Consider the following 18059-nt stretch of genomic DNA (forward strand, 5'->3'; position numbering starts at 1 on the left):
ACGTGACATGAACGATCCGAAGGTCACCCGTCGACAGGTCCTGGCCCTTGGAGGTCTGACACTGGGCGTCGCCACCATCACCGTCGCCGGTCTGGGCGGACCGGCGTGGGCCGATTCCGCGGCCTCGGACGTAGTGCTGGTGCCGGTCGGCGCGAGCCCGGTCGCGGTCCTTCCCGGCGTCGGTGTCCAACCGGCGGCGTTCCCCAGACAGTTGGCCGTACAGGTCCAGCACGCGGGGACGAATCTTCCGGCCGGGACCGAAGTGACCGTCACCTACGACCCTCGGCTCTACTCCCCGCTGCCCGCCGCGGTGGCCACCGTCGACGACCGCCGGCTGCGCACGACGAGCACGATCACCACCGACCCCAGGACGACACTGGCGACCTGCACGGTCACCCTGGCCGAAACCGTCGCCGCGGGCAGTGATCCGGTGGTTGTCGTGGGAACCGCCTACCCCGTGCTCTATCCGCGCGATCTCGTCGTCGGGCCCGCGGACTCGACCGCCGCCGTGAGCCGGAAGAACGCGAAGGCGAGCGGTCGGCAGAGCCTCCAGCCGCACCGGCCGAGCACGTTCGGCGGCGTCGCCACACCATGGGGCCTTGAGGTCAGCGGTGTCTGGGGCCGCCACGAGTGGGGGAACGGAAAGCGGTGGTACTACTATCCGGTGCAGGTTACGGTGCAAAGCGTCGGACCGGGCCCCGCCCCCGCGACCGCGTCCTTCTCCGTGGCGCTGGATCCCCAGATCGTGAGCGACGTCAAAGTCGCCGACGCCCGGCTCAATCACACAGCGCACGACGCCGGTGTACGACTCCTTTCGCGTACCCGGACCAGGTCGCTGTTCGAAACCAAGTGGAGCACAACGGTGAAGCTCAAGTCCGGTGACCGGCTCGATCTGAGCCTGGAGGTGACGACACGGAAGCCGGCGGGCGATCTGCCGACCATCAAGCACCCCTTGATAGGGCTGATCGACACGGGCAACCACGTCACCCAACGGCAGACCGGCCGGAACTCGATGTCACGGACCGATGCCGTGTGGCAATAGTCAGTGGATACGTGTGGATCCTGCCGACGATGACCATCGTCGGCTGGATTCTGTCGTGGTGGGGAACTCGGCGGATCCGGTGGTGCCTGCTGTCCGCCGCGACCGTCATATCGGTGGCCTGCCTCCTCATCGGGTACCACGAGAAGGGACCGCAGATCAGCCCCGGAACCGTCGGCTGCTCACCGGCCCTGGAGTGCATGGACTGGCGTGGGATCTACTGGCTGGAGGCCGGACTGATCGGCTTCGTATGCTGCCTGGCGCTGCTGATCGTGACCACCGTGGCCGAAATAGCGCTCTGGTTCGATCGTCGAGGGACGGCCTCCGCGGAATCACCCGGCTGACGTGACCGAGGCACGGTGCCACCGCGCCGACCGCGACGGCACGGCGGAGGTGCTCTCGTCTCCGTCCAGCAAAGGGCCGGGCTCGACAGAGCCCGGCCCTTTCCGAAGCGCACGCTTGACCCAATGGCTCACATGCAGAGAACGAACGATCACACGTTGAACCTGAACTCCACCACATCCCCGTCCTGCATCACATAGTCCTTGCCCTCCATACGGGCCTTCCCCTTGGCCCGGGCCTCCGCCACCGACCCCGTCTCCACCAGGTCGGCGAAGGAGATGACCTCCGCCTTGATGAAGCCCTTCTGGAAGTCGGTGTGGATGACGCCGGCGGCCTCGGGGGCGGTGGCGCCCTTCTTGATGGTCCAGGCGCGGGATTCCTTGGGACCTGCCGTGAGGTAGGTCTGGAGGCCCAGGGTGTCGAAGCCGACGCGGGCCAGGGTCGTCATGCCGGGCTCCTCGACGCCGACCGACTCCAGGAGCTCCATCGCCTCCTCCTCGTCGAGCTCGGCGAGGTCCGCCTCCAGCTTGGCGTTGAGGAAGATCGCCTCGGCGGGGGCGACCAGGGCGCGCTGTTCGGTCTTGAAGTCCTCGTCCACCAGCTCGTCCTCGTCGACGTTGAAGACGTAGAGGAAGGGCTTGGTCGTCAGCAGGTGCAGGTCGTGGAGGAGTTCCTCGTTGCCGGAGCCCTGGACGATGCCCTGCGAGAAGAGGGTGTCGCCCTTCTCCAGGATCTCCTGCGCCGCCTCGACCGCCGCGACCTTCGGGCCGATGTCCTTCTTGATGCGCGACTCCCGCTGGAGGCGCGGCAGGACCTTCTCGATGGTCTGGAGGTCGGCGAGGATCAGCTCGGTGTTGATCGTCTCGATGTCGTCCTTGGGCGAGACCTTGCCGTCGACGTGGACGACGTTCTCGTCCTTGAAGGCGCGGATGACCTGGCAGATCGCGTCGGACTCACGGATGTTCGCGAGGAACTTGTTGCCCAGCCCCTCGCCCTCCGACGCGCCCTTCACGATGCCCGCGATGTCGACGAAGTCGACCGTCGCCGGGAGGATCTTCTGCGAGGAGAAGATCTCGGCCAGTTTCGTCAGGCGCGCGTCGGGGACGCCGACCACGCCGACGTTCGGCTCGATCGTGGCGAACGGGTAGTTGGCCGCCAGCACGTCGTTCTTGGTCAGGGCGTTGAACAGGGTCGACTTGCCGACATTCGGCAGACCGACGATTCCGATCGTGAGCGACACGTTGCGACTTCCCGTACGTGAGTGGCGTGAGAGCAGTGGAGGGGACCGGCTGGGGCCGCGGAGACTGGCGCCCGGGGGCCGATCCACCAGTCTACGGCGTGAGCCGCGCCCTCCCGGCTCCGCGTCGAACACGTGGCCAAGCTCTGCCCATCGGCGTGTCTGAGGACCTATTCGGCACATAAACCGACCTAAGTTGGTCCAGTGGAGCAACACAGGACACGACCCCCACAGCCCGGCGCAAGACGCGGGGCCCCGCCTCTGCCCCCGCAGGCGGGCCGGGGCCCGAACGGCGGCCCGGCCCGCACGACCCGCCCGGGCCCGCAGGCACGCGGCACCGCACAGCGCCGTCCGGCGGGCGTACGACGCCCGAGCCCCGCGGCGGCCCAGACCGTACGTCAGCTGCCGAACCCCCGGCTCACCGGGCTCGGCGGCGGGCTGTTCTGCGCGGCCGTGATGTTCGTGCTCGGGTGCATCGACCAGTTCCTGTTCGGGGCGTCGCTGACCGTCTACGGGGTGCTGTTCCTGCCGGTGTGCGTGCTCACTGCGGTCTGGATCCGGCGCGGCGACCTGCTGACCGCGCCGGTCGTCGTCCCGATCGCCTTCGCCGTCGGCCTCTTCCCGGTGGCCGACGGCAGCGGCGGCCTCACCAACCGCCTGGTGGGCGTCTTCACCGCCCTCGCCACACAGGCCGGCTGGCTGTACGGCGGAACACTCGTCGCCGGGCTCATCGCGACCGTCCGCAGGGTTCGGCTGCTGAAGCGCCGCCGACAGACGTGACTCCCCGGCCCCGACTCGGTTTCGAGTGCGGGTCCGGAGGCTGATCCGCGGCGGAACTTACCACGTCGCCCGAGCCGTCCGGACCCGTACGAGCCCCCGTCACCCGCTCCACCGGAGCACACAACCGACAACCAGCCCCAGCCGTCGCCGGCGCCCCTAGAAACCCCTAGTCATCCCCCGCCGCGTGCATCGCCGCCCCCACGATCCCCGCGTTGTTCTGCAGCTGTGCCGGGACGATCTCGGCCTTGATGTCCTCGATGAAGTGCAGGAACTTGTCGGCCTTGCGGCTGACTCCGCCGCCGATGATGAACAGCTCGGGTGAGAACAGCATCTCGACGTGGGCGAGGTACTTCTGGACGCGGTGGGCCCAGTGTTCCCAGGTCAGCTCGCCGTCCTCCTTGGCCTTGCTGGAGGCCTTCTTCTCGGCGTCGTGGCCGTTCAGTTCGAGGTGGCCCAGCTCCGTGTTCGGGACGAGGACGCCGTTGACGAAGAGGGCGCTGCCGATGCCCGTGCCGAAGGTCAGCAGGATCACCGTGCCCTTGCGGCCCTGGCCGGCGCCGAAGTGCATCTCGGCGACGCCCGCCGCGTCCGCGTCGTTGACGACGGTCACCGGGAGGCCGCCCAGCCTGTCGCTGAACAGCGCGCCCGCGTCCGTGTCGATCCAGCTCTTGTCGACGTTCGCCGCCGTACGGATCGTGGCCCCGCCGGTGACCACACCTGGGAACGTGAGCCCGACCGGTCCCGTCCAGCCGAAGTGGTCGACGACTTCCTTCACGCCGTCGGCCACCCCGTCCGGTGTCGCCGGGTGCGGGGTCAGCACCTTGCACCGCTCTTGGGTCAATTCGCCCTTGTCCAGGTCCACAGGGGCGCCCTTGATCCCGGATCCACCGATGTCCACGCCGAAGATCTGCATGGATCCACGCTACGACGAACGACTGACAGTCACTGCCCGGAGGGTGCCGTACGGTCCGAACCGGTGCGCTCGGCGACCAGTGCGGCCGCCTCTTCGCGCAGGTCACGGCGGAGTTCCTTGGGCAGCGAGAACGTGATGGACTCTTCGGCCGCCTTGACCAGCTCGACGTCCTCGAAGCCGCGCCCGGACAGCCACTCCAACACCTGTTCGACCAGGATCTCCGGTACGGAGGCGCCCGAGGTCACGCCGACCGTGGTCACGCCCTCCAGCCAGGCCTCCTCGATCTCGTCGGCGAAGTCCACCAGGTAGGCGGCGCGGGCGCCGGCCAGCTTGGCGACCTCGACGAGCCGTACGGAGTTGGAGGAGTTCTTCGAGCCGACCACGATCACCAGGTCGGCCTCCTCGCCCATCTGCTTCACGGCGAGCTGACGGTTCTGCGTGGCGTAGCAGATGTCGTCGCTGGGCGGGGAGATGAGCTGCGGGAACTTCTCCTTCAGGGCGTCGACCGTCTCCATGGTCTCGTCCACGGAGAGGGTCGTCTGGGAGAGCCAGACCACCCTGGACGGGTCGCGCACCTCGACCTTGGAGACGTCGGACGGACCGTCGACCAGGGTGATGTGGTCGGGGGCCTCTCCGGAGGTGCCGATGACCTCCTCGTGGCCCTCGTGGCCGATCAGCAGGATGTCGAAGTCGTCGTTGGCGAAACGGACGGCTTCCTTGTGGACCTTGGTCACCAGGGGGCAGGTCGCGTCGATCGTGGCGAGCCGGCCCTGCTTGGCCTCGTCGTGGACGACGGGCGCGACGCCGTGCGCGGAGAACATCACGATGTTCCCCTCGGGGACCTCCTCGGTCCGCTCGACGAAGATCGCGCCCTTCTTCTCCAGGGTCTGGACGACGTACTTGTTGTGCACGATCTCGTGCCGGACATAGATCGGAGCCCCGTACTGCTCAAGGGCTTTCTCGACGGCGATCACGGCGCGGTCCACGCCCGCGCAGTAGCCCCGGGGGGCGGCGAGCAGGACACGGCGGCCAGACGAAGCAGTCATGCGTCCCATCGTAAGGCCGCGCTCGACGGGTCAAAGATCGCCTCCTTGGGGAGACTGGCGTGGGGAGACTCGCGGTGGAGTGGGAGGGGTGGGGGCCGGGCACGACGTACGGGAGACGCGAGATGGCGGACACGGGCACGGACACGACGACCACGGCCGGCGACGGGCCCCAGCTGCGGCGCAGCCTCGGGTTCCGTGATCTCGTCGTCTACGGGCTGCTGTTCATCGCCCCCATGGCGCCGGTCGGCGTGTTCGGCACCCTGGACGCCAAGTCGCACGGCGCCGTCGCGCTGGTCTACATCGTGGCCACGGTCGCGATGGCGTTCACCGCGTTCAGCTACGCGCAGATGGTGCGGGTCGTCCCCCAGGCGGGCTCGGTGTTCGCCTACGCGCGCGTGGGGCTCGGCAAGGAGGCCGGGTTCATCGCCGGCTGGATGGCGATGCTCGACTACGTCCTGATCCCCGCCGTCGCGTACCTCTTCTCCGGGATCGCCATGAACGCGCTGGTCCCGGACGTCTCCCGGTGGGTGTGGACCGCGCTGGCCGTCGTCATCACCACCTGCCTCAACCTCTGGGGTGTCCGCGCGGCGGCCCGCGTCGGCTTCCTGGTCCTCGCGATGGAGATCGTCGTCCTCGTCATCTTCATCGTGTCGGCGATCGTCGTCCTCGCGCGCGACGGCGCCGAACGGGGCTGGCTGTCACCGCTCTCCGGGGACGGCACGCAGGGCGCGTTCGCGCTGTCGGCGGTGATCGGCGCGGTCTCGGTCGCCGTCCTGTCCTACCTGGGCTTCGACGCGGTCGCCACCTTCGCGGAGGAGGTGACCGGCGGCTCCGAGAAGGTCGCCAGGGCGCTGCTGTTCTGCCTCGCCCTGGCCGGTGTGCTCTTCATCGCCCAGTCGTACCTGGTCGCCCTCCTGGAGCCGACGACATCCGCACAACTCGCCGCCGACGCGGGGAAACAGGGATCGGCGTTCTACGACGCGGTCGACGTCTCGGTCGGCAGCTGGCTGCACAACCTGGTCGCCGTCAGCAAGGCGATCGGCGCGGCGTTCGCGGCCCTGGCCGGGCAGGCCGCGGCGGGCCGTCTGGTGTTCGCGATGGCCCGCGACCGGCGCCTCCCCCGCGCCCTGTCGAAGACCGACGACGGAGTACCGCGCGTCGCACTGCTCTCGGCAGCCGTCGTCACCCTGATCGCCGCGGTCTGGGCGGCCCGCCGCGACGACGGCCTCGACCACCTGGTCTCGGTCGTCGACATCGGCGCCCTGACCGCGTTCACGCTGCTGCACGCGAGCGTGGTGGGCTGGTTCGCGGTACGGCGGCAGGGTGGCCCGGTGGTGTGGTGGCGGCACGTGCTGGTGCCGGTGCTGGGGGCGGCGATCACCATCGCCGTGATCGTGGAGGCGTCCGGAACCGCGCAGGTGGTGGGCGCGATCTGGCTGGCGGTGGGGTTGGTGGTGCTGGCGGTGCAGTCGCGCGCGGCGATCCGGCAGTAGTTACCGGGCGCGGCTGGGGGCGTGCGTCTCCTGGGGCTCCGCCCCATGTCCCGCCCCGCCCCGCACCTCGACCCCGTTGTCACAGGTGGCCGATACCCTCGGGCGCATGGCTCTCAACAACGCTCCGGACGCGCCGCTCCCCGTCGGTGAGGTCTCCCGGCTGATCGGCGGGTGGATCGATCGGCTCGGTGCGGTGTGGGTCGAGGGGCAGATCACCCAGTTGTCGCGGCGGCCAGGTGCCGGTGTCGTGTTTCTGACATTGCGTGACCCGTCGTACGACATCTCGGTGAGCGTGACCTGCTTCCGGCAGGTGTTCGACGAGGTCGCCGATGTCGTCAGCGAAGGCGCGCGGGTGGTCGTCCTCGCGAAGCCGGAGTGGTATGCGCCGCGGGGGCAGTTGTCGTTGCGGGCCACCGAGATAAGGCCGGTCGGGGTCGGTGAACTCCTCGCGCGGCTTGAGCAGTTGAAGAAGTCGCTGGCCGCGGAGGGGCTGTTCGCGGCCGATCGGAAGAAGCCGTTGCCGTTCCTGCCGCAGCTGATCGGGCTGGTCTGCGGGCGGGCCTCGGCGGCCGAGCGGGACGTCCTGGAGAACGCGCGGCACCGCTGGCCCGCCGTCCGTTTCGAGGTGCGCAACGTGCCCGTGCAGGGCGTGCACGCCGTGCCGCAAGTCGTGCAGGCCGTCAAGGCGTTGGACGCGCTCGACGGTGTGGACGTGATCATCGTGGCGCGGGGCGGCGGCAGCGTGGAGGACCTGCTGCCGTTCTCCGACGAGCAGCTCGTACGGGCCGTGTCGGCCTGTCGTACGCCCGTGGTGTCCGCGATCGGGCACGAGCCCGACAACCCCCTCCTGGACTACGTCGCCGACCTGCGCGCCTCCACCCCCACCGACGCCGCGAAGAAGGTCGTACCGGACGTCGGCGAGGAGTACGAGCGCGTACGGCAGCTGCGCGACCGGGCGCGGCGGTGTGTCGTCGCGTTCGTGGACCGGGAGGAGCGCGGGCTGGCGCAGGCGTTGTCGCGGCCGTCGATACAGGATCCGCACCGGATGATCGACGAACGCGCGGACCATGTCGCCGCCCTCCTCGACCGCGGCCGACGCACCCTCGGCCACCTCCTGGACCGCGCCGACTCGGAGCTGACCCACACGCACGCGCGCGTGGTGGCCCTCTCCCCCGCGGCCACCCTGAAGCGGGGGTACGCGGTGTTGCAGCGGGCCGACGGGCATGTCGTCCGGGACCCGGACGAGGTGAGCGCGGACGAAACGCTCCGCGCGCGGGTCGCCGAGGGCGAGTTCACGGTTCGGGTCGAGGCGTAGTTCCTGTTGATGCATAGGGTGGGCGAATGACCAGCAAGGTGACGGAAGAGTCGCTCGGATACGAGCAGGCACGCGACGAGCTGATCGAGGTCGTACGGCGGCTGGAGGCGGGCGGCACGACCCTGGAGGAGTCGCTCGCACTCTGGGAGCGCGGCGAGGAACTGGCCAAGGTGTGCCGCCGCTGGCTGGACGGCGCCCGGGCCCGGCTGGACGCGGCACTGGCGGAGGAAGAGCAAGAGGGCTCGGCCGCGGGGGCGGCCGGCGACGGCGAGTAGCGGGAGCGGGCGGCTGACGCGGCTGGCGGCTGACGGGTGGCGGATCGCAAGTAGCGACTAGTTGGCGGCCAGCAGCAAGCCACAGCAGCCACCAGTTGGCAGCACCAGCGGACACCTGGCAAGGAGCCCCCACGGCGATTCCCTGTGATGCGGATCACCATACTCCAGTTTTGGTTGAACGTTGAACCTCTCATCGCGTACGGTCGGTCTCGTCAGCCTATCCGGACCATGGTCCGGTTCCGGTTTCCGGCTATCCGAGGAAGTTCTCGTATGTCTCTCGTTCTTGACCCCGCCGCCCAGGACCTGCTGTTCCGCGAGGCCCGCACCGCGAACACGTTCACCGACGAGCCGGTGACGGACGAGCAGGTGCAGGCGATCTACGACCTGGTCAAGTACGGCCCGACCTCCATGAACCAGTCGCCGCTGCGCATCACCCTGGTCCGCTCCCCCGAGGCCCGCGAGCGTCTCGTGCGGCACCTCTCCGAAGGCAACCAGAAGAAGACCGCCGCCGCCCCGCTGGTCGCGATCCTCTCCGCGGACAACGAGTTCCACGAGGAACTGCCGAACCTGTTCCCGCACTTCCCGCAGGCCAAGGACGCCGTCTTCGGCGAGCGTTCGGTCCGCGAGGGCAACGCCGCGCTGAACGCCGCCCTCCAGGCCGCGTACTTCATCATCGGCATCCGCGCCGCCGGCCTCGCCGCCGGCCCGATGACCGGTCTCGACTTCGCGGGCGTCCAGAAGGAGTTCCTGGACGGCGACCACACCCCGTTCGTCGTCATCAACATCGGCAAGCCGGGCGAGGACGCCTGGTTCCCGCGCTCCCCGCGTCTGGAGTACGACGAGGTCGTCACGACCGTCTGAGCACCGAGCGGCAGCGGCAGAAGACATGACGAAGGCCCCCGGCACCGCGCCGGGGGCCTTCGCCGCAACCGTCCGTCCACCGCCTCAGCCGTCCGTCTACTTCGTCTGAAGCGCCTTCGCCATCTCCGTCAGCTGCGCGAACGACCCCGTGCCCGCCACGACCGTCGTCGACCCCTTGTCCGCGAGCACGAGGGCGTCGTAGCGGCCGCCGGTGTATCGGGTCCAGGTGCGGCCGTCGATGTCCTGGGTCGTCTTCGTCGCGGTGCCGCCCTGGCTGGCGGTGTCGACGAAGTCGGCGGGCTTCTGAGTCGACTGCTCTATCTGCACGTACTGTCCGCCAGGGGCACTGAACCCGAGGTGCCAGGCGTTGAACGCGGCGCCGTCGTAGCTGACCGAGGTCGCCTTCCAGGTCTTGGACAGGCCCTCCGGGGCCGCCACCGGGTACGGCGCCGCACGGCGTGCCGTGAGCAGCTCCACGCGGTAGTCGACCCGCTTGATGTCGGGAGCGTGGTCGCTGTGCGGGATGAAGATGTAGACGATCGCCGCCGCGATCCCGATCAGGCCCAGGGAGAGGATCATGTCCCGGACCGTCTTCTGCTTACCGTTCGAACCTGCCACGTCCCTATCGTCGCAGGTGCCCTGGTCCGCTCATCCGTGGGCCCCCCTGCTCATTTTGTCTGCCTGGCGATAGAGTCGGGGCCATACCCTCATCCGGCCGTCGTCGTATCAGAAAGGTGCGCTCCGATGACCGAGCATCATCATCTGCCGTCCGAACTCGAAGTCCCCTCCGAGGCCCCCGACCGCAACCTCGCCCTGGAACTCGTCCGGGTGACCGAAGCCGCCGCGATGGCCGCGGGCCGCTGGGTCGGGCGCGGTGACAAGAACGGCGCCGACGGTGCCGCCGTGCGTGCCATGCGGACCCTCGTCTCCACCGTCTCGATGAACGGCGTCGTCGTCATCGGTGAGGGCGAGAAGGACGAGGCGCCGATGCTCTTCAACGGCGAGCGCGTCGGTGACGGGACCGGGCCGGAGTGCGACATCGCCGTCGACCCGATCGACGGGACCACGCTCAACGCCAAGGGCATGCCGAACGCGATCGCCGTGCTGGCCGCCGCGGACCGGGGTTCGATGTTCGACCCGTCCGCGGTCTTCTACATGGACAAGCTCGTCGCCGGGCCCGAGGCGGCCGAGTTCGTCGACATCGAGGCCCCGATCTCGGTCAACGTGCGCCGGGTCGCCAAGGCCAAGCGGGTCACGCCCGAGGACGTCACCGTCGTCGTCCTGGACCGGCCGCGGCACGACGGCATCATCAAGGAGATCCGGGAGACCGGTGCGCGGATCAAGCTGATCTCCGACGGCGATGTCGCGGGCTCGATCCTGGCGCTGCGCGAGGGCACCGGCGTAGACCTGCTGCTCGGCATCGGTGGCACGCCCGAGGGCATCATCTCCGCCTGTGCCGTGAAGTGCCTCGGGGGCGTGATCCAGGGCAAGTTGTGGCCGAAGGACGACGCCGAGCGGCAGCGGGCGCTGGACGCCGGGCACGACCTGGACCGCGTGCTCACCACCGACGACCTGGTGTCCGGCGAGAACGTGTTCTTCGTCGCGACCGGGATCACCGACGGCGAGCTGCTGCGGGGTGTTCGCTATCGCGCGGAGACCGCGACCACCGACTCCATCGTGATGCGGTCGAAGTCCGGGACCGTCAGGCGAATCGATTCGGAACACCGGCTGAGCAAGCTGCGGGCGTACAGCGCGATCGACTTCGACCGGGCCAAGTAACCACCACGCAGGCACGAAAGAAGCCACGACCGCACGGTCGTATGTGAAAGAGGCGCCCCCGGTGCGGTGGGGGCGCCTCTTCTGCGTCGGTCAGCCTGCCGCCGCTATACGGCCCGCGGCACGGGCCTTCTGGAGTTCCAGATCGCGGCGGCGGCGCCTGGCCAGGACCACGCGGCGTTCGGCGGCGGTGAGGCCGCCCCAGACGCCGTACGGCTCGGGTTGCAGGAGCGCGTGCTCTCGGCACTCGACCATGACCGGACAGCGGGCGCAGACGCGCTTGGCGGCGTCCTCGCGGGAGAGTCGGGCGGCGGTGGGTTCCTTGGAGGGTGCGAAGAACAGGCCTGCCTCGTCGCGCCGGCACACCGCTTCGGTGTGCCATGGAGCGTCTTGGTCCCTGTCTCGCGCAGGCACCCGCTGAGCCGGAACAGCAGCTACCTGCAGGGACGAATGCGGCGGTTGCAGCACGGTCTACTCCTGACGACGGCTTCGCGAGCGAGAGACGATGCAGCAAGGCCTACCCGCTGTGCGCGCGCCTATGCACTGAGTTCCGAACCGCTGGTTTTAGGGCGCTTCTGCGCGATGTCAGGGGCGGACGGGCGTGGACCGATCAGCTCCACATGTGTCCCGATTCACAACCGTCAACGGTCCAGGTGTTTGCGCAAACCCTTGTCGACCTTTCGCTGAACCCGATCGAGAATGTCCGCAACGAGCTTGCCCCGCTTGGGTTTTGCCTCGATGTTTCCGAGTACGGCCCACCCGTCGACGTAGATCACGGGCGCGTCCGGCTCGACCGAATCCAGCGTGTCCACCTCGAAGTTGCCGAGGACGCCGCCGCCGGTGCCGCGCAGCGACACGTTCTCCGGGACGCGGATCTCGACGTTGCCGAAGACCGAGATCGCCTTGATGACGACCTGCTGGTACTCGAAGATCGCCTCGCTGAGGTCGATCTCGACACTGCCGAACACGGCGTACGCGTGCATACGGCGGCCCGCGCGCCAGCGGCCCTTGCGCATCGCGGCGCTGAACACCGCCACCACGTGCTGGTCGGCCTCGGCCGGGATCGCGCCCTCCGCCGGGCGGTTCGGAGCCGGGCTGTACGACGGGGTCGTCGCCCGGTGTCCATGGGCGGCCGGCAGATCCTGGATGAAGACCTCCAGCTCACCGACCGTCTTGGCGCTCAGCACCCCCTCGACCCGCTCGGCGTGCTCGTCCGCGTCCAGGCGCCCCTCGGCCAGGGCCTCGCGCAGGATGTCGGCGATGCGGTCACGGTCGGCGTCCGAGGCGCGCAGCGACGGGGCGGCGGGCGCGGGCTGCGGGGCCGTGGGGGCGGATGCGGGCTGCTTCTGAAGGTCCACGGCAGCAGCGTACCGAAACGCGATAGATCGCGACTAGGGGTGTGGACAACGTTGGCGTGGCGGCAATGCCCGGAAGAACTGAGCCTTACCTCACAAGCTCGGTGTCAGTGGCAGGTTCTACGCTGGTCGGTGCCCGCCAATGGCGGCTGGCCGCGCTGTCTGTCGAAAGAGGAATGGGCGACATGCCTGAGTTCGCGTACACCGATCTGCTCCCCATGGGAGAGGACACCACCCCGTACCGGCTGGTGACCTCCGAGGGTGTCTCCACCTTCGAGGCCGACGGGCGGACGTTCCTCAAGGTCGAGCCCGAGGCGCTGCGCACGCTCGCGGCCGAGGCCATCCACGACATCCAGCACTATCTGCGGCCCGCCCACCTCGCACAGCTGCGCCGGATCATCGACGACCCCGAGGCGTCGAACAACGACAAGTTCGTCGCGCTGGACCTCCTGAAGAACGCGAACATCGCGGCCGCCGGTGTGCTGCCCATGTGCCAGGACACCGGTACGGCGATCGTGATGGGCAAGCGCGGACAGAACGTCCTCACGGAGGGCGGCGACGAGTCGGCCCTGTCGCGCGGCATCTACGACGCGTACCTCAACCTCAATCTGCGGTACTCGCAGATGGCCCCGCTGACCATGTGGGACGAGAAGAACACCGGGTCGAACCTGCCCGCCCAGATCGAGCTGTACGCGACCGACGGCGGCGCCTACAAGTTCCTGTTCATGGCGAAGGGCGGCGGCTCGGCCAACAAGTCGTTCCTCTACCAGGAGACGAAGGCGGTCCTCAACGAGGGCTCCATGATGAAGTTCCTGGAGGAGAAGATCCGTTCGCTCGGCACGGCGGCCTGCCCGCCGTACCACCTGGCGATCGTGGTCGGCGGCACCAGCGCCGAGTACGCGCTGAAGACCGCGAAGTACGCCTCCGCGCACTACCTGGACGAGATCCCGGCCGAGGGCTCGGAGTTGGGGCACGGCTTCCGGGACAAGGACCTGGAGCAGAAGGTCTTCGAGCTGACGCAGCGGATCGGGATCGGGGCGCAGTTCGGCGGCAAGTACTTCTGCCACGACGTGCGCGTGGTCCGCCTGCCCCGGCACGGCGCCTCGTGCCCCGTCGCCATCGCCGTGTCCTGCTCGGCCGACCGGCAGGCCGTCGCGAAGATCACCGCCGAGGGCGTGTTCCTGGAGCAGTTGGAGACGGACCCGGCGCGGTTCCTGCCGGAGACCACCGACGAGCACCTGGACTCCGCCGAGGACGTCGTCCGCATCGATCTCAACCAGCCCATGGACGACATCCTCGCCGAGCTGACCAAGTACCCGGTCAAGACCCGGCTCTCGCTCTCCGGGCCGCTCGTCGTGGCGCGTGACATCGCGCACGCCAAGATCAAGGAGCGGCTCGACGCGGGCGAGGAGATGCCGCAGTACCTGAAGGACCACCCGGTGTACTACGCCGGTCCCGCCAAGACGCCCGAGGGGTACGCGTCCGGGTCCTTCGGGCCTACGACCGCCGGGCGCATGGACTCGTACGTCGAGCAGTTCCAGGCGGCGGGCGGGTCCAAGGTGATGCTGGCCAAGGGGAACCGGAGCAATCAGGTCACCGACGCGTGTGACGCGCACGGCGGCTTCTACCTCGGGTCGATCGGTGGGCCCGCGGCGCGGCTCGCCCAGGACTGCATCAAGAAGGTCGAGGTCGTCGAGTACGAGGAGCTCGGCATGGAGGCGGTCTGGAAGATCGAGGTCGAGGACTTCCCGGCGTTCGTCGTCGTCGACGACAAGGGCAACGACTTCTTCCAGAACCCGGCGCCTGAGCCTACGTTCACGCATATTCCGGTGCGGGGGCCTGGGCTGGTCTGATTTCGCCCCCGCCGCCCCTACCCGTCCCATCACCAGGGGCGCTGCCCCTTCGGCCCCGCCAGGGGGCTCCGCCCCCTGGACCCCCATCGGCCTGAACGGCCTCGTCCTCAAACGCCGGACAGGCTGGATGTAGCCGGCCTGGGCTGAAGAGGGCGCCGCCCGGGCCGAAGTGGGTGCCGCCTGGCCTGAAATGGGTGCCGCCTGAGCTGAAGAGGGTGCCGCCCGTGTCGAGTGGTGTTCCGGGATGCGCAAGCTCCTGGCCCGTGTCCCATTTCATCCCGGGAAACGGTGGGACGGCATTTTTGTGAGGCTTGCCGGAAAAGCTCCGACCTGGCTGGATCACAGCCCGTGATCCTCAGTCACGACTCGGAGGAAACCCCCCATGATCCGACGCACTCTGCGCAACGGTCTCGTCGCCGCGATCGCAGCCGTCGCCGTCTTCCCCGTCACAGCCGTCGCCGCCACCAACTCCCCGGCTCCCCACGCCCGGCACCACGTCGTGACGGCGCCCCGGCACACCTGGGGGCGCGTCACGACCCACCGCCACACCCGCCTGAACGTCCGCTCCGGCCCCGGCACCGGCTACCGCGCCGTCGGGTCGCGGCCGGTCGGGCGGAGCCTCCCCATCGTCTGCGAGACGCGCGGGTCGAGCGTCTTCGGCAACCACCGCTGGTACAAGCTCCCGCACCACGAGGGCTACGTCTCCGCGCACTACGTCCACAACCGCAGCACCGTCCGCTGGTGCTGACCCTCGTCTGACCCACGGCACCACCCGACGGGGCGTCCCAGTGCGTCCCGTCGGGTGGTGCCAGGTCAACACCCCTTCATATTCCGGTGATCGGGGTGTGGCGCGCGGCCGGCCCCGGGAACGGATCACGGCGGTCACCCCCGGTCACCCCGGTTCGGCGAGGGAGCAGGATGGAAAGCCACGTGACGGTCGAGAGACAGCGGCTCCTGACGGACCGGCTCCGCCTCCTCAAGCAGCGGACCGGGCTGAGCCTGGCCGCGCTGGCGTCCGTCACCCCGTTCAGCAAGTCGACCTGGCACCGCTATCTCAACGGCGACCAACTCCCGCCCCGGGCAGCCGTGGAGGCCCTCGCCCGGCTCGCCCGGACCGACCCCGGCGCGCTGCTCGCCCTGTGGGACGCGGCGACTCAGGAGCGGTTCAGCCCCGGTCCCCCGCCGCCGGAACCCGCGGTCCCGTCCGTACGGCCCCGACGCCTCCGTCACCCCGCCCGTGCCCTCGTCGCCCTCGCCGCCATGGCCGCCACCGTCGCGGTCACCGCCGGTGCCACCGACGTCCTCGATCACGATGTGGCGGTGGAGCACACGGTCGCCTCCTGCCGGTACCCGGGCGGCCAGCGCTCGGACGGTCACAGTGGCCCGATGCCGGCCGCAGCCGACCCGCGCGGGGCGCGAGTGTGTGCCGAGGCGGGCGGGAAGCCGGTGTGCGCCGGGCCCGGCCACTGAGCCGGGACACTCCGTTTCGATCCGCTGCGGTGGGAACACGGGGCGTGTCCGCGATGCTGTCCCCCACAGGAGGTGATCGGCGATGGCCGACGGTCAGACAGTGGGTCCGTTCCGTATCGAGCACGATTCGATGGGGGAGGTTCGTGTCCCGGTCGACGCGAAGTGGCGGGCGCAGACCCAGCGGGCGGTGGAGAACTTCCCGATCTCGGGGCAGCGGATCGAGCGCGCCCACATCGAGGCGCTGGCCCGCATCAAGGGTGCCGCCGCGAAGGTGAACGCCGAACTCGGCGTACTGGACAAGGACATCGCGGAGGCGGTCCAGGAAGCCGCGCGTGAGGTCGCCGGCGGGAAGTGGGACGAGCACTTTCCCATCGACGTGTTCCAGACCGGGTCCGGGACCTCGTCCAACATGAACACCAACGAGGTGATCGCCACCCTCGCGACCGAGCGGCTCGGGCGGGATGTCCACCCGAACGACCACGTCAACGCCTCGCAGTCGTCCAACGACGTCTTCCCGTCCTCCATCCACATCGCGGCCACCGGTGCCGTCATCCACGACCTGATCCCCGCCCTGGAGCACCTCGCGGGCGCGCTGTCGCGCAAGTCCGTCGAGTTCGCCGATGTGGTGAAGTCCGGGCGGACCCACCTGATGGACGCCACGCCGGTGACGCTGGGGCAGGAGTTCGGCGGGTACTCGGCGCAGGTGCGTTACGGCGTCGAGCGGTTGCAGGCCTCACTGCCCCGGCTCGCCGAACTGCCGCTGGGCGGTACCGCCGTCGGGACCGGGATCAACACCCCGCCCGGGTTCTCCGCCGCCGTGATCGCGGAGGTCGCGCTGGTCACCGGGCTGCCGTTGACCGAGGCGCGGGACCACTTCGAGGCGCAGGGCGCGCGGGACGGGATCGTCGAGACCAGCGGGCAGTTGCGGACCATCGCCGTAGGGCTGACGAAGATCGCGAACGATCTGCGGTGGATGGCGTCCGGGCCGCGGACCGGGCTGTCGGAGATCTCGCTGCCCGATCTGCAGCCGGGGTCGTCGATCATGCCCGGCAAGGTCAATCCGGTGATTCCGGAGGCCGTGCTGATGGTCGCCGCGCAGGTCGTCGGGAACGACGCGGCCGTCGCCACCGCCGGGGCCGCGGGCAACTTCGAGCTCAACGTGATGCTGCCGGTGATCGCCAAGAACGTTCTGGAATCGATTCGGCTGCTCGCCAACGTGTCGCGGCTGCTTGCCGACCGGACCGTCGAGGGGATCGTCGCTCACCGGGAGCGCGCGCGTGAGTACGCCGAGTCCTCGCCGTCCGTGGTCACTCCGCTCAACAAGTACATCGGGTACGAGGAGGCCGCCAAGGTCGCCAAGAAGGCGCTCGCGGAACGGAAGACGATCCGCCAAGTCGTGCTGGAGAACGGCTATGTGGAGCGCGGTGACCTGACCGTCGCGCAGCTCGACGAGGCCCTCGATGTCCTGCGGATGACGCGTCCGTAACCAATTGTCGCCATGGCGCGAACCGTGACGCGCACCGCAGCGTCGTATGCCCGGGGCACCTAATATCTGTTCATGGCAGACGGTGGAGCGGTGCGAGCGGTGGAAGCGGGTACGTCTACGGCCTTCTGGGCGCCCGGGAGTCAGATCCTGTGGCGCTATCGGGAGAACGCCGGACGGCGCTACCACATCGCCCGCCCCGTCACGGTCGTCCGCGACGACGAGGAGCTGCTCGCCGTCTGGATGGCGCCCGGCACCGAGTGTGTGAAGCCGGTGCTCGCGGACGGTACGCCGGTGCACCTGGAGCCGCTGGAGACCCGGTACACGAAGCCGCGCACGGTCCAGCGCGACCACTGGTTCGGTACCGGTGTGCTGAAGCTGGCGCGGCCCGGTGAGCCCTGGTCGGTGTGGCTTTTCTGGGAACCCGGATGGCAGTTCAAGAACTGGTACGTGAACCTTGAGGAACCACAGCTCCGTTGGGACGGCGGAGTCGACTCGGTGGATCACTTCCTGGACATCTCCGTGCACCCGGACCGCAGTTGGCGCTGGCTCGACGAGGACGAGTTCGCGCAGGCCCAGCGGGACGGGCTGATGGATCCCCAACTCGCCGAGCGGGTGCGGGAAGCGGGCTGGTCGGCGGTCGAGACGATCCGCTCGTGGGGGGCTCCGTTCGCCGACGGCTGGCAGCACTGGCGCCCGGATCCGTCCTGGGCTGTACCTTCACTTCCGGAGGACTGGGACCGCACCCCCGCGCACATGTCCACATGAGACCCTTGATGCGCCCCCGGTCCTCAACCGTAGGATCGTCCTCCGCAAGGGCA

At 69.3% G+C, this 18059-nt stretch carries 19 protein-coding genes; 13 read left to right on the forward strand and 6 right to left on the reverse strand.

The features are described 5' to 3' along the window. Positions 1-7 precede the first annotated feature (7 nt). Positions 8-1042, forward strand: coding sequence for a hypothetical protein (locus tag OG714_RS19295; RefSeq protein ID WP_406122568.1), 1035 nt, complete (start codon positions 8-10; stop codon positions 1040-1042). Continuing rightward, positions 1033-1383 (forward strand): hypothetical protein, encoded by a 351-nt coding sequence (locus tag OG714_RS19300; protein ID WP_406122570.1) that lies wholly within the window; start codon positions 1033-1035, stop codon positions 1381-1383. Before OG714_RS19295 ends, OG714_RS19300 begins: the two co-directional genes overlap by 10 nt. Positions 1384-1532: 149 nt before the next feature. Here OG714_RS19300 and ychF read toward each other — a convergent pair whose 3' ends face one another. Beyond that, on the reverse strand, positions 1533-2621 hold the full coding sequence (ychF, locus tag OG714_RS19305; protein ID WP_327401569.1) for a redox-regulated ATPase YchF: 1089 nt from the start codon (positions 2619-2621) through the stop codon (positions 1533-1535). A gap of 201 nt (positions 2622-2822) precedes the next feature. Here ychF and OG714_RS19310 point away from each other — a divergent pair, with 201 nt between their 5' ends. Further along, complete coding sequence (locus OG714_RS19310) at positions 2823-3398, forward strand: DUF6542 domain-containing protein (RefSeq protein WP_406122572.1); 576 nt, start codon at positions 2823-2825, stop codon at positions 3396-3398. A 166-nt stretch (positions 3399-3564) separates the two neighbouring features. On the opposite strand, the gene ppgK is transcribed toward OG714_RS19310, so the two are convergent. Both ppgK and OG714_RS19320 read right to left on the reverse strand, forming a co-directional pair. Next, complete coding sequence (gene ppgK, locus OG714_RS19315) at positions 3565-4311, reverse strand: polyphosphate--glucose phosphotransferase (protein WP_406122574.1); 747 nt, start codon at positions 4309-4311, stop codon at positions 3565-3567. 29 nt (positions 4312-4340) lie between these two features. Beyond that, complete coding sequence (locus tag OG714_RS19320; protein WP_406122575.1) at positions 4341-5366, reverse strand: 4-hydroxy-3-methylbut-2-enyl diphosphate reductase; 1026 nt, start codon at positions 5364-5366, stop codon at positions 4341-4343. Positions 5367-5479: 113 nt separating this feature from the next. Here OG714_RS19320 and OG714_RS19325 point away from each other — a divergent pair, with 113 nt between their 5' ends. The 4 genes from OG714_RS19325 to OG714_RS19340 all read left to right on the forward strand — a co-directional run bounded on the left by OG714_RS19325 (position 5480) and on the right by OG714_RS19340 (position 9301). Next, positions 5480-6850 carry an APC family permease gene (locus tag OG714_RS19325; RefSeq protein ID WP_406131874.1) on the forward strand — a complete coding sequence of 457 codons (1371 nt, stop codon included), beginning with the start codon at positions 5480-5482 and terminating at the stop codon, positions 6848-6850. 106 nt (positions 6851-6956) lie between these two features. After that, positions 6957-8165 (forward strand): exodeoxyribonuclease VII large subunit, encoded by a 1209-nt coding sequence (gene xseA, locus OG714_RS19330; protein ID WP_406122576.1) that lies wholly within the window; start codon positions 6957-6959, stop codon positions 8163-8165. Between the two features lie 26 nt (positions 8166-8191). After that, positions 8192-8440, forward strand: a complete 249-nt coding sequence (locus tag OG714_RS19335; RefSeq protein WP_406122577.1) for an exodeoxyribonuclease VII small subunit — start codon at positions 8192-8194, stop codon at positions 8438-8440. A 270-nt stretch (positions 8441-8710) separates the two neighbouring features. Then, a complete protein-coding gene (locus OG714_RS19340) occupies positions 8711-9301 on the forward strand; it encodes a malonic semialdehyde reductase (protein ID WP_406122578.1) in 591 nt (196 codons plus the stop codon). Between the two features lie 96 nt (positions 9302-9397). Here the strand turns inward: OG714_RS19340 and OG714_RS19345 are convergent, their stop codons facing one another. After that, positions 9398-9919 (reverse strand): DUF4245 domain-containing protein, encoded by a 522-nt coding sequence (locus OG714_RS19345; RefSeq protein WP_406122580.1) that lies wholly within the window; start codon positions 9917-9919, stop codon positions 9398-9400. A gap of 126 nt (positions 9920-10045) precedes the next feature. Here OG714_RS19345 and glpX point away from each other — a divergent pair, with 126 nt between their 5' ends. Then, positions 10046-11080: a class II fructose-bisphosphatase gene (gene glpX / locus OG714_RS19350; protein ID WP_033286599.1), complete on the forward strand. Its 1035-nt coding sequence runs from the start codon at positions 10046-10048 to the stop codon at positions 11078-11080. Between the two features lie 90 nt (positions 11081-11170). Here the strand turns inward: glpX and OG714_RS19355 are convergent, their stop codons facing one another. After that, complete coding sequence (locus OG714_RS19355; protein WP_026150672.1) at positions 11171-11545, reverse strand: WhiB family transcriptional regulator; 375 nt, start codon at positions 11543-11545, stop codon at positions 11171-11173. A 173-nt stretch (positions 11546-11718) separates the two neighbouring features. Beyond that, on the reverse strand, positions 11719-12435 hold the full coding sequence (locus tag OG714_RS19360) for a DUF1707 domain-containing protein (protein WP_406122582.1): 717 nt from the start codon (positions 12433-12435) through the stop codon (positions 11719-11721). A 182-nt stretch (positions 12436-12617) separates the two neighbouring features. Between OG714_RS19360 and OG714_RS19365 the strand changes: the two genes are divergently transcribed. From OG714_RS19365 to OG714_RS19385, 5 genes are all read left to right on the forward strand, one after another. Beyond that, a complete protein-coding gene (locus OG714_RS19365) occupies positions 12618-14285 on the forward strand; it encodes a fumarate hydratase (RefSeq protein WP_406122584.1) in 1668 nt (555 codons plus the stop codon). A gap of 382 nt (positions 14286-14667) precedes the next feature. Next, on the forward strand, positions 14668-15033 hold the full coding sequence (locus tag OG714_RS19370; protein ID WP_406122586.1) for an SH3 domain-containing protein: 366 nt from the start codon (positions 14668-14670) through the stop codon (positions 15031-15033). A gap of 182 nt (positions 15034-15215) precedes the next feature. Next, positions 15216-15755, forward strand: a complete 540-nt coding sequence (locus tag OG714_RS19375) for a helix-turn-helix domain-containing protein (protein ID WP_406122588.1) — start codon at positions 15216-15218, stop codon at positions 15753-15755. An 82-nt stretch (positions 15756-15837) separates the two neighbouring features. Continuing rightward, a complete protein-coding gene (locus OG714_RS19380; protein ID WP_406122589.1) occupies positions 15838-17241 on the forward strand; it encodes a class II fumarate hydratase in 1404 nt (467 codons plus the stop codon). Between the two features lie 72 nt (positions 17242-17313). After that, entirely contained in the window at positions 17314-18006 is a 693-nt protein-coding gene (locus tag OG714_RS19385; RefSeq protein ID WP_406122591.1) for a DUF402 domain-containing protein, read from the forward strand. Positions 18007-18059 lie beyond the last annotated feature (53 nt).

This window comes from Streptomyces sp. NBC_00989 (assembly GCF_045162655.1).
In the GTDB taxonomy this organism is placed as follows: domain Bacteria; phylum Actinomycetota; class Actinomycetes; order Streptomycetales; family Streptomycetaceae; genus Streptomyces.